The 15,265-nt window shown below is 70.1% G+C and carries 10 protein-coding genes and 1 pseudogene; 9 read left to right on the forward strand and 2 right to left on the reverse strand.

Annotated elements, in window-relative coordinates:
• The first annotated feature begins 312 nt into the window (after window positions 1-312).
• The 5 genes from rplU to galE all read left to right on the forward strand — a co-directional run bounded on the left by rplU (window position 313) and on the right by galE (window position 5,154).
• Window positions 313-633 (forward strand): 50S ribosomal protein L21, encoded by a 321-nt coding sequence (gene rplU, locus ACFC0D_RS11590; protein WP_015033583.1) that lies wholly within the window; start codon window positions 313-315, stop codon window positions 631-633.
• Between the two features lie 14 nt (window positions 634-647).
• Window positions 648-902 carry a 50S ribosomal protein L27 gene (gene rpmA, locus ACFC0D_RS11595; protein WP_260226291.1) on the forward strand — a complete coding sequence of 85 codons (255 nt, stop codon included), beginning with the start codon at window positions 648-650 and terminating at the stop codon, window positions 900-902.
• Window positions 903-1,017: 115 nt separating this feature from the next.
• The gene (gene obgE / locus ACFC0D_RS11600) at window positions 1,018-2,457 is read left to right on the forward strand and encodes a GTPase ObgE (RefSeq protein WP_376433642.1); all 1,440 of its coding nucleotides are present in this window, start codon (window positions 1,018-1,020) and stop codon (window positions 2,455-2,457) included.
• A gap of 64 nt (window positions 2,458-2,521) precedes the next feature.
• Window positions 2,522-4,147, forward strand: coding sequence for a glycosyltransferase family 2 protein (locus ACFC0D_RS11605; RefSeq protein WP_376433644.1), 1,626 nt, complete (start codon window positions 2,522-2,524; stop codon window positions 4,145-4,147).
• A gap of 20 nt (window positions 4,148-4,167) precedes the next feature.
• Window positions 4,168-5,154 carry a UDP-glucose 4-epimerase GalE gene (gene galE / locus ACFC0D_RS11610; RefSeq protein ID WP_376433646.1) on the forward strand — a complete coding sequence of 329 codons (987 nt, stop codon included), beginning with the start codon at window positions 4,168-4,170 and terminating at the stop codon, window positions 5,152-5,154.
• Window positions 5,155-5,239: 85 nt separating this feature from the next.
• On the opposite strand, the gene ACFC0D_RS11615 is transcribed toward galE, so the two are convergent.
• Both ACFC0D_RS11615 and ACFC0D_RS11620 read right to left on the reverse strand, forming a co-directional pair.
• A complete protein-coding gene (locus ACFC0D_RS11615) occupies window positions 5,240-6,433 on the reverse strand; it encodes a glycosyltransferase family 4 protein (protein ID WP_376433648.1) in 1,194 nt (397 codons plus the stop codon).
• Window positions 6,433-9,279 carry a CDP-glycerol glycerophosphotransferase family protein gene (locus tag ACFC0D_RS11620; protein WP_376433650.1) on the reverse strand — a complete coding sequence of 949 codons (2,847 nt, stop codon included), beginning with the start codon at window positions 9,277-9,279 and terminating at the stop codon, window positions 6,433-6,435. The genes ACFC0D_RS11615 and ACFC0D_RS11620 overlap by 1 nt, the downstream gene beginning before the upstream one ends.
• Before the next feature lie 461 nt (window positions 9,280-9,740).
• Between ACFC0D_RS11620 and ACFC0D_RS11625 the strand changes: the two genes are divergently transcribed.
• The 4 genes and pseudogenes from ACFC0D_RS11625 (at window position 9,741) to proB (ending at window position 15,113) form a co-directional block, all read left to right on the forward strand.
• Window positions 9,741-12,221, forward strand: coding sequence for a YfhO family protein (locus tag ACFC0D_RS11625; RefSeq protein ID WP_376433652.1), 2,481 nt, complete (start codon window positions 9,741-9,743; stop codon window positions 12,219-12,221).
• On the forward strand, window positions 12,218-13,219 hold the full coding sequence (locus ACFC0D_RS11630; RefSeq protein ID WP_376433654.1) for a glycosyltransferase family 2 protein: 1,002 nt from the start codon (window positions 12,218-12,220) through the stop codon (window positions 13,217-13,219). The genes ACFC0D_RS11625 and ACFC0D_RS11630 overlap by 4 nt, the downstream gene beginning before the upstream one ends.
• Window positions 13,219-13,581 (forward strand): annotated as a pseudogene (locus ACFC0D_RS11635) (GtrA family protein); the annotation flags it as partial. The gene ACFC0D_RS11630 and the pseudogene ACFC0D_RS11635, both read left to right, overlap by 1 nt.
• A 404-nt stretch (window positions 13,582-13,985) precedes the next feature.
• Window positions 13,986-15,113, forward strand: a complete 1,128-nt coding sequence (gene proB, locus ACFC0D_RS11640) for a glutamate 5-kinase (RefSeq protein ID WP_376433656.1) — start codon at window positions 13,986-13,988, stop codon at window positions 15,111-15,113.
• Window positions 15,114-15,265 lie beyond the last annotated feature (152 nt).

Genomic DNA, 15,265 nt, shown 5'->3' on the forward strand with positions numbered 1-15,265 from the left:
CAACCACCCCCCCGCCTCTCCGGGCGCCAACAACAACCCCCCCCCCCCCCGCGACCCACCCCCCCGGGGGGGGGGGCCCCCCCCTGGGCGCCCCCCCCCCACCGCCCCAGAGGTCGAAGTCACCGAATTTGACCCCTTGAGGCACCGGCCCGTAACCTTGACCGTCGGCGTGTCGTATGGCGCGCCACCCCCCTGAGCACCCTCCTCCCGGTTCCGGGAGAGGCCGCTCGTCCACTTCCGGATCACCGCGGGCCTCGGCCCGCGTGAGCGGCTGGCATCAGGGGACCGTTCCCGAGTGAGAGAGAGATCCGCGTGTACGCCATCGTGCGCAGCGGTGGTCGCCAGCACAAGGTTGCTGTCGGCGACATCGTTGAGGTTGACAAGATTTCCACTGCCAAGGTTGGCGACACCGTAGAGCTCTCTACGCTGCTCGTTGTCGACGGCGACGCCGTGACCAGCGACCCGTGGGTGCTGGCCGGTATCAAGGTCACGGCCGAGGTCGTGGACCACCACAAGGGCGCGAAGATCGACATCCTTCGCTACAAGAACAAGACCGGTTACCGCCGTCGCCAGGGCCACCGCCAGCAGTACACGGCGATCAAGGTCACCGGCATCCCCGCGGCTGCGAAGTAAGGGACTGAGGAGAGATGGCACACAAGAAGGGCGCATCGTCCACCCGGAACGGTCGCGATTCCAATGCTCAGCGGCTCGGCGTGAAGCGCTTCGGCGGTCAGGTCGTCAGCGCCGGTGAGATCCTGATCCGTCAGCGCGGCACCCACTTCCACCCGGGCGCGGGCGTCGGCCGTGGCGGCGACGACACGCTGTTCGCCCTGCAGGCCGGTTCGGTGCAGTTCGGCACCCACCGTGGCCGCAAGGTCGTGAACATCGTTCCGGTCGCCTGATCGGTTCTTTTGCGGAGGCGGACCTCACTTCCCGGCAGGGAAGCGGGTCCGCCTTTCGCGTGTTACTAGATAGACATTCCACCTCGTAGCACCCCTTTGCAATGGAGGCACAACCATGACCACCTTCGTGGACCGCGTCGAGCTGCATGTCGCCGCGGGTAACGGAGGCCACGGCTGCGCCTCCGTTCACCGGGAGAAGTTCAAGCCGCTCGGCGGCCCCGACGGCGGCAACGGCGGCCGTGGCGGCGATGTGATCCTGGTCGTCGACCAGGCGATCACCACGCTCCTCGAGTACCACCACTCGCCCCACCGCAAGGCGACCAACGGTCAGCCCGGCGCCGGCGACAACCGCTCCGGCAAGGACGGTCAGGACCTCGTCCTGACCGTGCCCGACGGCACCGTCGTCCTCGACAAGCAGGGCAACGTCCTCGCCGACCTGGTCGGCCAGGGCACCACCTTCGTCGCGGGCCAGGGCGGCCGCGGCGGCCTCGGCAACGCCGCGCTGTCCTCCGCCCGCCGCAAGGCCCCCGGCTTCGCGCTCCTCGGCGAGCCCGGCGAGGCGCGCGACATCGTCCTGGAGCTGAAGACCGTCGCCGACGTGGCGCTGGTCGGCTACCCGAGCGCGGGCAAGTCCTCGCTCATCTCCGTCCTGTCGGCCGCCAAGCCGAAGATCGCGGACTACCCCTTCACCACCCTGGTCCCGAACCTGGGCGTCGTCACCGCCGGCTCGACCGTCTACACGATCGCCGACGTGCCGGGCCTGATCCCGGGCGCCAGCCAGGGCCGCGGCCTGGGCCTGGAGTTCCTTCGCCATGTGGAGCGCTGCTCCGTCCTCGTACACGTCCTGGACACGGCGACGCTGGAGTCCGACCGCGACCCCGTCACCGACCTCGACATCATCGAGGAAGAGCTGAAGCAGTACGGCGGTCTCGAGGACCGCCCGCGCATCGTCGTCCTCAACAAGATCGACATCCCGGACGGCCAGGACCTGGCGGACATGATCCGCCCGGACCTGGAGGAGCGCGGCTACCAGGTCTACGAGGCCTCGGCCGTGGCCCGTACGGGTCTGAAGGAGCTCTCCTTCGCGCTGGCCGACATCGTCGCCAAGGCGCGCGCGGCCAAGCCGAAGGAGGAGTCGACGCGGATCGTCCTCCGTCCGAAGGCGGTCGACGACGCCGGCTTCACCGTCACGTACGACGAGGCCGAGGACGTGTACCGGGTGCGCGGCGAGAAGCCGGAGCGCTGGGTCCGCCAGACCGACTTCAACAACGACGAGGCCGTCGGCTACCTCGCCGACCGTCTCAACCGCCTGGGCGTCGAGGACGCGCTGATGAAGGCGGGTGCCCGCGCGGGCGACGGTGTCGCGATCGGCTCCGAGGACAACGCGGTCGTCTTCGACTGGGAGCCGACGATGATGGCCGGCGCCGAGATGCTCGGCCGTCGTGGCGAGGACCACCGCCTGGAGGCCCCGCGCCCCGCCGCGCAGCGCCGCCGCGATCGCGACGCGGAGCGGGACGAAGCGCAGCGCGAGTTCGACGAGTTCAACCCGTTCTAGGACGGGCCCCGGGCCCCGGGAGCGGCCGGTCGGCGACGCCGGCCGCTCCCGTAGGATCCTCGGTGTGAGCAGCACCCCCCCACCCACGGTAGAAGGCACCCTCGGTGTCGTGGTCATCGCCTACAACGACGAGGCGCTGGTCGGCGACGCCATCCGGTCCGCACTCGACCAGGGCCCCGTGGTCGCGGAGGTCGTCGCCGTCAACGACGCGTCGAGCGACGGCACCGCGAAGGTCCTGGACGAGCTGGCGGCGCTCCACCCCCGGGTGCGTGTCGTCCACCGTACGGAGAACAGCGGCGGCTGCGGCTCCCCCCGCAACGACGGCATCCAGGCGGCCACCGCGCCGTACGTGATGTTCCTCGACAGTGACGACATCCTGCCCGAGGGCGCGGCCGAGGCCCTGGTGACGGCGGCCGAGCGGCACCGGACCCCCGTCGCGGTCGGTGTCTGCGTACGGCGCGAACTGCCCGGCGGCCGGGAGGTGCGCTGGCAGCCCGGGCTCTACCGGGAGCCCGCCCTTCTGGAGACCGCCGCGGACCTGATCCCGCTGGTGCACGACACGCTCTGCGTCAACAAGGTCTACGCCCGGTCCTTCCTCCTCGACCACGGCATCCGGTTCCCCGACGGCCGTTTCGTCTACGAGGACTTCCTCTTCACCGCCCGCGTCCTGGCCGCCGCGCCGCGTGTCGCGGTGATTCCCGACACGGTGTACGTGTGGCACGTGCGCCGCGCCGCCGCGCAGCTGTCGATCTCCCTGGACCGGGAGGGCGTCGGCAACTGGCAGGCCCGTATCGCCGCCCATCGCAGGGCCGTGGAGACCTTCACGGAGGCCGGCCGCACCGAGCTCGCCGCCGCCTGCCGCACCAAGTTCATCGAACACGATCTGCGCCTGTACGCCCGTGAGTTGAGGCTGCGCGACGAGACCTACCAGGCCGACTGGTGGGTGGCGACGCGCGACCACCTCGGGGCGTTCGAGGAGACCGAGATCGCCGCGGCCGTCGCGCCCGCCCGCTGGGCCGCCCGGTTCATTCTGGCCTCCAAGGAGCCGCGGGACCTGCTCCGGCTGTCCCGGCTCGCCGCCGAGCCGGCCCGTCTGCTCCAGCCGTACGTGCGGAGCGAGGACGTCGCCGTCTGGTCCCTGGACCTTCCCGACGTGGAACTGGACGGCGTGGAGACGCTGCCCCTCGACGAGCTCCCGGTGGTCGTCGACGCGGTCCTGCAGACGGGCGGGGGCGGCGAGCTGCGGCTCACGGTCCGCGATCTGTACGGCAGGCTGCGCGCGGCCGGACCCCGTACTGTCCAGGTCGCGTTCCTACCCAGGGGCTCGGAGGAGCCCGCCCGCACCGCCGAGGGCGAGCTCGCCGAGGGCGAGGGCGGCTGGACCGCCCGGGTTCCCGCCGGGCTCACCGCTCTGGCCGGCGCGGGCCGCCGCCGGGGGAACCGGGGCACCCAGCTGTGGGACATCCGGATCACGGTGACATGCGCGGACGGCGACTCCTTCTCGACGGCGCTCCGGCTGCCGGACGGCCGCGAGCGGCGCTCGGTCGTGCCGAGCAGCCGGTACGGTGTATTGCTGGTGCAGCAGTACACGACGGCAAGCGGCTCGCTCGCGGTGCGGCTCGCACCGGGCGCCCGTGACGGGCTCCGGGCGGTCAGGGCCAGGCTCCGTCGGCTCTCCCGCAGTTCTTAGCGAAAGGGATATGGGGCGATATGACTTTTCTGATCACCGGAGGCGCCGGCTACATCGGCTCGCACGTGGTCCGCGCCATGACGCAGGCGGGGGAGCGGGTCGTCGTCCTCGACGATCTGTCCACCGGGTACGCGGAGCGGCTCCCGGAGGGCGTGCCCCTGGTGGTCGGCTCGACCCTGGACCGTGAGGTACTGGACCGGACCATCGCCGAGCACGGTGTCACGGGCGTGGTCCACCTGGCGGCGAAGAAGCAGGTCGGCGAGTCCGTCGAGCAGCCGCTGCACTACTACCGCGAGAACGTCCAGGGCCTGACCGTGCTCCTGGAGGCCGTGGCCGCCGCGGGCGTGCGCAACTTCCTCTTCTCCTCCTCGGCCGCCGTCTACGGCATGCCGGACGTGGACCTCGTCACCGAGGACACGCCGTGCCTGCCCATGAGCCCCTACGGCGAGACGAAGCTCGCCGGCGAGTGGGTGGTCCGCGCCGCCGGCAAGGCCCACGGCATCTCCACGGCCTGCCTGCGCTACTTCAACGTGGCCGGCGCCGCCACCCCCGAGCTGGCCGACACCGGTGTCTTCAACCTGGTCCCGATGGTCTTCGAGCGGCTCGACGCCGACGAGGCCCCGCGGATCTTCGGTGACGACTACGACACCGCCGACGGCACCTGCGTCCGCGACTACATCCACGTCGAGGACCTCGCCGACGCCCACCTCGTCGCCGCACGCAAGCTCGCGGAGTGGGCGGCCGCCGGCGAGCCGCGCGATCTCACCGTCAACATCGGCCGCGGCGAGGGCGTCTCCGTCCGCGAGATGATCGACCTGATCAACGAGATCACCGGCCACTCGGTCGCCCCCGCCGTCACCCCGCGCCGCCCCGGCGACCCGGCCAGGGTCGTCGCCGCCGCGGACCGTATCGCGACGGAGCTGGGCTGGAAGGCCCGCCACGACGTCCGCGACATGATCAGCTCCGCGTGGGCCGGCTGGGTCGCCCGCCGAGGCGTGTCCGCCTGACCCGCCGCCGCCCGAGCACACGAAAAGGGAGGACCGCCCGTGAGGGCGGTCCTCCCTTTCGCTTCTCCGAGCGTCTGTCTCCGCGCTAGCGGTCCAGCAGCGTGAAGAGGTTCTCCCAGCGGGCCACGATCTCGTCCGTCGAGTAGCGCTGGATGTCGACCCGGGCCGCCTCGCCCATGCGGTCGCGCAGCTCCTGGTCCGAGATCAGCTTGTCGAGCTTGCGGGCGAACTCGGCGGTGTTGCCGGGAGGCACGACCAGGCCGTTCTCGCCGTCCGTGATGATCTCGCGGACGCCGGGGGCGACATCGAAGGCGACACACGGCACGGCCGTGGCCATGGCCTCCATGAGGGCCAGCGGGAAGCCCTCGCCCCGCGACGACAGAGCGAAGAGCGAGCTGTCCTTCAGCACGCCGGGGACGTCACTGGTACGCCCCATCCACTCGACCGAGGACGTCAGTCCCAGCTGCTCGCTCTGCTTCTTGAGCGCCGCCTCCTCCTCGCCGGAGCCGTAGAGGCGCAGGGTCCAGTCGGGGTGCTTGGGCGCCACCTCGGACCAGGCCTCGAGGAGCAGGTCGACGCCCTTCTCCTCGTGCAGCCGGCCGATGCTGACGACGACCTTGGCCGAGCGCGGCGACGGCTCGTCGGGGAAGAACGGAAGCGGGTTCGGCATGGCCCCGACATGGTCGAAGCGCTGCCGGATCCAGAGGTCCGCGTCCTCGCGGGTCAGCGCGAGCATCCGGTCGACGTCCTTGTAGTACTGCTTGACCCGCTGGAAGCGGGACGAGTTGCGGCACGTCTCGAAGGACTCGTGGCTCATGCCGACCACACGCAGCCCCGCGGTGTCCGCGAGGGCGACCCACTCCATGGCCCAGACCTGCGTCACGATGACGACGGCTCCCGGCCGGGCGGAGCGGAAGAGCGTGGTGAGCTTGGCCGCCTGCCGGCGCATACCGGCCGCGCGCGAGGCCCTGCGCCGGCGCTCGACGAGGTCGAGCTTGCCCTTGATGCCGCGCAGCGGCTTCAAGGACGGCGGGTGGACGTCGTACAGCGTCGTGGTCCGGTAGGGCAGGTCGTCACCGAGGTCGGCGCGCCGTCCCTCGGGGGCGGGAACGATGCCGACCACGTGCACCGCGTGACCCTGCTCGCTGAAGAGCCGGGCCATCTGGTGCGACCAGCTGGTGATTCCGCCGAGCTCGTCGACGCTGTTGGAGACGAGGATGATGTCGCGCGACCCGGTGGTCTGCTGCTCGGTCATCGTCGTGGTCATCACTTCGGTCATCAACGGCTCCACCGGGAGAAGAACTGCTGGACGATGGAGCGCGCGGCGTTGCCCTGGTCGAACTCGCCGAACTCGGCGACGAAACGCTTGCGGGCGTCGCAGTACTCGCGGCCCTCCGATTCGAGGTTCCGCACGGCGGCGTACAGCTCGTCCTCCGTCCGGAAGACCGGGCCGGGTGCGTGCTCCAGCAGGTCGAAGTACGTGCCCCGGTCCTCGTGGACGTAGGCCTCGTAGTCGTACGTGAAGAACAGCATCGGCCGGTCGAGCAGCGCGTAGTCGAACATCACGGAGGAGTAGTCCGTGATCAGCGCGTCGGCCAGCTCCATCAGCGGCATCACGTCGTGCTCCGAGGAGACGTCGATGATCTTGCCCGCCACGTTGGGCGGGAGCACCACGTGGTTGAAGTAGTGCGCGCGCACCAGCAGGACGAAGCGGTCGCCGAACTCCTCGGCGAAGCGCTCCACGTCGAAGGGCAGGGCGAACTGGCTCTCCTTGCCCGACGTGCGGAACGTCGGCGCGTAGAGCAGCACGGTCTTGTCCGCCGGGATCCCGAGGCGCTCGGCGAGCGGTCCGCGCACGCGCGAGCCCGCCTCCTCCTCACGCTGCCTGGCCTCCACCAGCACGTCGTTGCGCGGGTAGCCGGACCGCAGCAGCGTCCGGTCCTTCAGCCGGAAGGCCTTGGCCAGCGTCCGTACGTCGTGCTCCGAACGCACCAGGAAGTGGTCGAAGCGGTCGAGGTGCTTCTGCTGGGCCTCCTGCTGCTGCCGCGTCTTCGCCTTGAGGTTGGGCTGGTCGAAGCCCATCCTCTTGAGCGCGGAGCCGTGCCAGGTCTGGATGTACGTCGTTTCGGGACGCTTGGCCAGCCGCAGCGGATAGCTCTGGTTGTCCACCCAGAACTCGGCGCGCGCCAAAGCCTTCAGATACGGCAGTGACCAACGGCGCACCAGAGTGGCGTCCTTGGGGAAGTCCTTCGGGCTCCCCGCGTACGCCCAGACGGCCTGGAAGTCCAGACCCTGCCTGCGCATCTCCTCGTAGATCGCCCGCGGGCTGTCGCTGTACTGCTTGCCCAGCTGGCTCTCGAAGACGACCGTCCGCTTCTTGACGGGCAGCCGGCTGTAGACGTCGTGGTAGAGCCGCAGCTTGGTCTCGCCGGAGGTGAGCGTCTTGCGCAGCTCCTTGGCGCGGCGGTACCCGGACTTCACGAGCTGCCCGGGCTTGCCCTGCAGACCCTTCTGGAGCAGCTCCTCGATCCGGTCGCCGTCGTCCTTGCCGGAGACGAGACGGAAGGCGAGGTGGCCCTTGGCGGTGGGGTGAGGCTCTATGCGGTCGCCCACCAGACGCGTCAGCCGAGGCTTGACGGGGAGCGCACCGCTGCCCAGCTCGTTCTGGTCGACGGTGAGGCGGGTCTGGGTGCGTACGCCGTTCGCCTTGAGGTTGAGGCGGACGTCCCACACCGAGTCGATGATGCCGAGGGGCCGCAGCTTGGAGCTGATGTCGGCGTCGGTCTCCCAGTGGATCGTCTCGCCGTCGTGGCGCAGCGACCTGACGGGGAAGCGGAACGTCTGCAGGCTGCGGCGGCGCGCCTGGAACTCCAGCTCGGCCGTGAGGGTGTCCTCCGCCGTGACCAGCCCCAGCGGGTTGGTGATCCGGCCGGCGAGCTTGGCGGTGCCGTCCGACTCCGCGTACGTGGTGAGCTCGTTGCGCAGGAACAGCTTGTTGAGCGGCTTCTGGTGGTAGCCGAGGTCCGTGACGTCGAGCACCTCGCGGCCGAACGCGTCGTCCAGGTGCTCGTCGCACCAGTAGATGCGGCCGTCGCGCTGCGTGAGCGGCGAGGAGAGCTTGTCGCGGTGGATCAGGCTGTCGACGGCGGGCAGCAGGTTGTCCCAGTCGCCCTTCTCCAGGAGGTAGGCGCAGATCGCCTGGATCTTGGCGGCCTTGCCGTACGCCTCACGGTCCAGCCCCTGGAGGTAGGAGAGGGAGAGCTCGGCGAACTCGCGGCGGTACTCCTCGTCCCGGAAGGGAAGATCACGCAGATGGAGGACAAGGTCGTGCTTGAGGAACTTGACGTCCTTGGCCGCCCGCATCTCCTCCATGCCGTGCTGGTCGAGGAGCGCGTCGATACGGCGGTGGATCTCCAGCCGGTGCTGGTAGTTCCGCATCTCGTGCCGGCTGTTGGTGACCGACTTCACCTTGGCCTGCTCGTAGACGTGCCAGAAGTAGACCTGGTTGGGGATGAGGGTGATCTTCTTCGCCGCGAGATACGCCTCGGCGATGAACATCAGGTCCTCGTAGAACATCCCCTTGGGAAAGCGGAGCGCGTTGTCGACGAGGAAGTCGCGGCGGTAGCACTTGTTCGTGGAGAGCGTGTCCCAGACGAACAGGTCGGGCAGCTCGGCGACCGAGTCCAGTGTGCGGGTCGTCGCGTAGAGCCACGGGTACCACTCGTTGCGCTTCTCGTTGCGGCTGTCCTTGGTGAGGCGCACGCAGAGGCCCGACACCAGGTCGGCCTGGGTCTCCTCGGCGGCCGAGACCATGTTGCGGCAGGCGTTGAGCTCCAGGACGTCGTCACTGTCGAGGAACATGACGTACTTGCCCCGCGCGTGGCCGATGCCGACGTTACGGGGCTCGCCGCCCGCGCCGCTGTTCTCGGGCAGCTGGTAGGCCCGGACCTGCTCCGGGTTCGCGGCTGCCAGTTCCTGGGCGACTTCGAAGGTGCGGTCCTTGCTGCAGTCGTCGACGATCACGACTTCGACGCTCTGCAGTGTCTGGTCCAACACCGATCGCACGGCCGTGGGAAGACGCTCTGCGTCGTTGTAGGCGATGACGATCACTGAGACGTCAGGCACTGGCACCTCGATCCACTTGTCTTGCACAGGCTGCCTCAACGGTACCTCGCGTTCACTTTCCGACGGTCCGATGGTCTGGGAGGCGTCCGGGCGGGAAGCCCGGGCCTGGGCGATCGGGAACACACTCTCCTCGATCGGATTCGTCGATTTTAAGGGCAACCCGTTCGGCTCCGTCCCCGTCTAGCAGATGCGTGCAGATAAGGCCTTAGCCTCATTCTGTAGCCATTTACGGACAGAGGGTGACGGAAAGAGCATATGGGAATCAAGTGGGACATCCGGGGTGCGGGGGGCGCCCAGGATCAAGGAACCCATGGAAGGCCCCCATGCTGATTCCCCCGCCTCCGAAAGTCGCTCGACGCCAGGAGACCGACCCCTCCTCGCCGGCGACGCCGGCAGCCCGGGAACCCCGTCGGAACCGAAGATCCCAGCTCGTCGCGTCGTGGTTCGCCGCCCTGGTGTCCATGGGCGCGTACTGCCTGGCCATGGCCCTTCAGGGCACCTATCCCTTCGGTGGCCGCTCGCGCGCGGTGAACGACCTCGGCAATCAGTTCGTGCCGTTCCACGCCCGCCTTCGTGACCTGATGCACGGGGACACCAGCGGGGATCTCCTCTTCAACTGGGCGAGCGGGTTCGGCACACCGTTTCTTGCGGACTTCTTCACCTATTTGATGAACCCGTTCTCGTGGCTGGTCGGGGTCTTCCCCCGGGACAGCGTCGAGTTCCCCGTGTTTCTGGTCACCCTTTTCAGTGTCGGGCTGGCCGCCGGGTTGATGACCGTCTTCCTGGGACGCCTCCACCCGGGCAGCCCCTGGCTGCGCGCGCTGCTCTCCGTCGGCTTCGGACTGAGCGCCTGGATGATCTCGGACGGCTTCTCCGACCCCATGTGGATGTGGGGCCTGGTCGCCTTCCCCCTCCTGGGCATCGCCTACGACTGGTGCCTGGGCCGCCGCCGCTGGGTGCTCGGCGCCCTGGTCGTGACCGTCTGCTGGGCCGGCAACTTCTACACCGCCGCCATGGCCACCATCGGAATGGCGCTGGTGCTGCTGGTCCGGGTGCTGCTGGACCAGCGGCCCACCGCGGAGCGCGTCCGCGTCCTCGCGCGAGGCGCCTCCATGACCGTCACCGGAGTACTGCTGGCCGCCCCCGTGCTCACGGTGAGCCTCAAGGCGAGCAAGCTGGCCCAGCCCGCGCCCGGGGTCGCCTACAAGGGGTGGCCGACCGTCGCCGACTACACGGCGCACCTGTTCCCCGGCGGACTGGCCGGCGGAGCGCCCCGTGTCTGCGTCGGGATGCTCGCGCTGCTCCTGGTCGCCACCTACCCGTTCATCGGCCGGGTGCCGCTCAAGGAGCGGTTCGTGTGGCTGGGCCTGACAGTGGCCGTGGCCACCTCGCTGGTCTGGCAGCCCACGATCCTGCTCTGGCACGGACTGGCCATGCCCAACGGCAACCCCTACCGCGCCTCGATCGCCCTCACCGCCGTCTTCGTGTGCGTCGCCTGGCTGGCCCTCGCCCGCCGGCCCCGCCCCAAGGAGCTCCTCCGCGGCGCCGCCGTTGTCCTGATCCTGGCCGCCTGCGCGAGCACCGCGAAGTACATGACCGGCGGACCCTGGATCCTCACCGTCGCCGGCGGCCTCGTCTACCTCGCCCTGCTCATCGCGCTGCACCGGTACCGGGCGGACCGCCGGGTACGCGCGTGGCTGACCGTCGCCCTGGCCGGGGCCGTCTTCCTCTCCTCGACGTACACCGTCCTGTCGACGACCCGGATCCGCGACGCCGACAACTGGTGGAAGCCCAAGCGCACCTACGACGCCGCGACGCGCGCCGCGTACGACCAGCTGAAGGCCGCCGACGCGTGGCCCGCGAGCCGCACCGAGCCAGGACCGAACGGGTTCGCCGCCAACGACCCCATGCTGCTGGCCGGCCAGGGCGGCCGCTACTACAGCAGCTATCTGCCGGCGGTCACAGCCGAAACCCTGCAAGGGCTCGGCGCCGGCTGGTTCATCCAGGGCCGCCACACGAACAGCTTCAACGACCCGGTCGGCCGCGCGATCATGGGCGTGAGCAGCTACCTCGAACGGACGCCCGGGCCGAACGGATTCGTCCAGCGGACCGCCGACGCGCCGCCCGTCGTCACCGTGCGTCCGCCCGGTACGCCTCTGGACGGGGCCACCCGCGACGCCACCGTCTTCGCCCGTCAGGAGCGGGTGCTGGGCGCCAAGGTCTACGAGGTGCCCGCGTTCGTCCGGGCCGGCGCCATAACGTCGGGCGGCCCGGACACCGGGTTCGTTCCCGGCCGCGGCTGGCCGCTCAAGGCCGACCGTCCGCGTAGCGCCGGCGCGACGTTCACCGCGACCTGCACCCCGGGCACGGAGGCCTACCTGCACGTGCCATGGCTGGCCGGGCGGGTCCAGGCGTTCGGGAAGACCGTCAAGACCGGCGGCAAGTACCCGATGACCAGCATCCAGCTGTTCCCCCTCGGGGCCGTGCCGGCCGACGGCAGGGTCACCGTCACGATCCACTCGAGCCGGGGACAGTTCATCCCGAGGAACCCCCTCGGCTGCCTCGACCGGGTCGCCCTCGACCGGGCCGTACGGCATCTGCGCGCCACCGGGCCCGAGCGCGTCGAGGCCTCCGGGCACGGCATCAGTGCCACGTTCGCGCCCGGGACCAGGGGCGCCGCGATCGTCTCCGTGCCGGCCACCACCGGCTGGCTCTGTTCCGTCGACGGCGGCCGGGCCGGCGCGCCCCGGACGCTCGGCGGACTGATGGCCGTGGATCTGGGAGAAGGCGCCTCGCGGCTGTCGTGTTCCTTCCACACCCCCGGGCTGCGGCTCGGACTCGCGGCGAGCGGAGCCGCCGCCGCGCTGCTCCTCGCCGTCGCCGTGGCGCACGCCCTCCGGACCCGTACCTCTCGTTCATCGTCCAGGAGCCGACGCTCATGACCAAGATCTCCGTGGTTGTGCCCTGCTTCAACGAAGAAGCGGTGATCGACCGGTTCGACACCCGGATCCGTGAGGTCCTCGCCGACCTGCGCGTCGAGTACGAGCTCTGCTACGTCGACGACGGCAGCAGCGACGGCACGGCCCTCCGGCTGCGCGCCATCGCCGCCGAGTTCGCGAAGGAGACCCGCTATGTCTCCTTCAGCCGGAACTTCGGCAAGGAGGCCGCGATGCTCGCCGGGCTCCGTGAGGCCTCCGGCGACGCCGTCGTGATCATGGACGCGGATCTCCAGCACCCGCCGGAGCTCATCGCGCGGATGCTCGACCTGTACGAGCGAGGCCACGACCAGATCATCGCCCGCCGCACCCGCGAGGGCGACAAGAAGGTCCGCAGCGCGCTCAGCAGGCTCTACTACCGCGCGGTCAACAAGTGGGTCGACGTGGAACTCGCCGACGGCGTGGGAGACTTCCGTATGCTCTCGCGCCCGGCCGTCGACGCGCTGCTGTCGCTGCCCGAGTACAACCGATTCTCCAAGGGTCTCTTCTCCTGGATCGGCTTCGACACCGCCACCTTCGACTACCAGAACGCCGCACGCGAGGCGGGCGAGACGAAGTGGAAGCTCGGCTCCCTGCTCAACTACGGCATGGACGGGCTGATCTCGTTCAACAACAGGCCGCTGCGCATCGCGATCTGGCTCGGCCTCACGCTCGTCGGGGTGGCCGCGCTGTACGCGGTCTGGATCACCGTGACCGCCCTCACCCAGGGCGTCAGCGCCCCTGGATATGTGACTCTCGTGGCGATCATCGTGGGTCTCGGGGGCGTCCAGATGGTCATGCTGGGCCTCATCGGCGAGTACATCGGCCGTATCTACTACGAGACCAAGCGCCGGCCGCACTTCCTCGTGAGGGAGACCCACCGCTCCTTCACGGGCGGTGACCGCGACCGTCGCAAGGCCGGCGGCGATCGCGTCCGCCTCGTCTCGACCGACCGGGAGATGTGATGCGTGGTCAGCTCGGCCAGATCGTCCGATTCGGCCTGGTGGGCGGGATAAACACCGGCACGTTCTACGGCTGCTATCTGCTGCTGCACCCGTGGATGCCGTACTTCGCCGCCTACTCCATCGCCTTCGTGCTCAGCATGATCGGCTCGTTCTTCCTGAACACCTATTTCACCTACCGCACCAGGCCCACCTGGAAGAAGTTCGCGCTCTTCCCGCTCACCAACGTCACCAACTATCTGGTGCAGAGCGTCGGCCTCTACGCCCTGGTGACCTGGGCCGGGATGGACGACCGGATCGCGCCGCTCGTCGCGGCGGTCGTGGCCATCCCGTTCACCTATCTGCTGTCGCGGAAGATCCTCGTGACGGGCGGGAAGAAGGGGAAGAAGGACGGGGAGGCCGCTGCGGACGGCGGAGTGACCGCCGGTGCCGATGGTGGCGTGGACGCCGGTGCGGGTGGCGGAGCGTCCGCCGGTGCGGATGGCGGTGCGACCGCCAGAGCGGATGGCGGTACGGCTGCCGGTGCGGACGTCGGTACGGACGCTCGGGGGACCGGTCCAGCCGACGGGACCGGGGCCGCGTCGAAGCCCGTCAGGACACGCTGACAGGAGACGTGCACCGGCGCGCCTCCCGGCACCGCCCACCCGTTCCATCCACCGGAATGGACGGGCGGCGGCCGCCCCGCCTCGCGTAGATTGCCTGGCAGTCGCGGCGGGGAGAGCGCGGCGCGTGACATCCGAGTGAGGCGACGCAGGTGACGGCGGTACAGGTGACAGTGGCAAGGCAGTACGTGACGGAAGCCCGCAGGATCGTCGTCAAGGTCGGCTCGTCCTCACTGACCACCGCCTCCGGCGGCCTCGACGCCGACCGGGTCGACGCCCTCGTCGACGTTCTCGCCAAGGTCCGCAGCGGCGGGGAGAAGGAGATCGTCCTGGTCTCCTCCGGAGCCATCGCCGCCGGCCTCGCCCCGCTCGGCCTTACCCGGCGCCCCAAGGACCTCGCCCGCCAGCAGGCCGCCGCCAGCGTCGGCCAGGGCCTCCTGGTCGCCCGCTACACCGCCTCCTTCGCGCGGTACGGCGTACGCGTCGGGCAGGTGCTCCTCACCACCGACGACACCAGCCGCCGCGCGCACTACCGCAACGCCTACCGGACCCTCGACCAGCTCCTCGCCATGGGCGCGCTGCCGGTCGTCAACGAGAACGACACGGTCGCCACGGACGAGATCCGCTTCGGCGACAACGACCGGCTCGCCGCCCTCGTCGCCCATCTCGTCCGCGCCGACCTGCTGGTGCTGCTCTCGGACGTCGACGGGCTCTACGACGGGGACCCGTCCAAGCCGGGCACCTCGCGGATCGCCGAGGTGGCCGGCCCCGAGGACATCGCCCATGTCGAGATCGGCTCCGCGGGCAAGGCCGGGGTCGGCACCGGCGGCATGGTCACCAAGGTCGAGGCCGCCCGGATCGCCGCCGCCGCGGGGATCCCCGTGGTCCTCACCTCCGCCAGCCGCGCCGCCGACGCCCTGACCGGTCGCGACACCGGCACGTACTTCCACCGCACCGGCCGCCGCTCCGCCGACCGGCTGCTCTGGCTCGCCCACGCCTCGACCCCGCAGGGCTCGCTGACGCTCGACGAAGGGGCCGTACGGGCCGTCGTCGAGGGCAAGAAGTCGCTGCTCGCGGCCGGGATCGCCGCGGTCGAGGGGGAGTTCGTGGCCGGTGACCCGGTCGAACTCCGTGACACGAAGGGCCGCGCCGTCGCCCGCGGCCTCGTCAACTTCGACGCCAAGGAGATCCCCCGGATGCTCGGCCGCTCCACGCCCGAGCTCGCCAAGGCGCTGGGGCCGGAGTACGAGCGGGAGGTCGTCCACCGGGACGACCTGGTGGTCGTCCGGGGCTGATCCGGGCCGCCCGGCTCGCCGCTGAAACCGGTCCGATCGTCGGACTTCGGCGGGGTGGCGGTGGGGTGGCGTAAAGGGCGTGTGCCGGGGTGGGGTCCGGGGTGTGGGGAAACGGCTGAAAGTCCGGCCATCCGGTAGAGACCTTTACCAAA

It is taken from the genome of Streptomyces sp. NPDC056222 (assembly GCF_042264065.1).
Classification (GTDB): domain Bacteria; phylum Actinomycetota; class Actinomycetes; order Streptomycetales; family Streptomycetaceae; genus Streptomyces.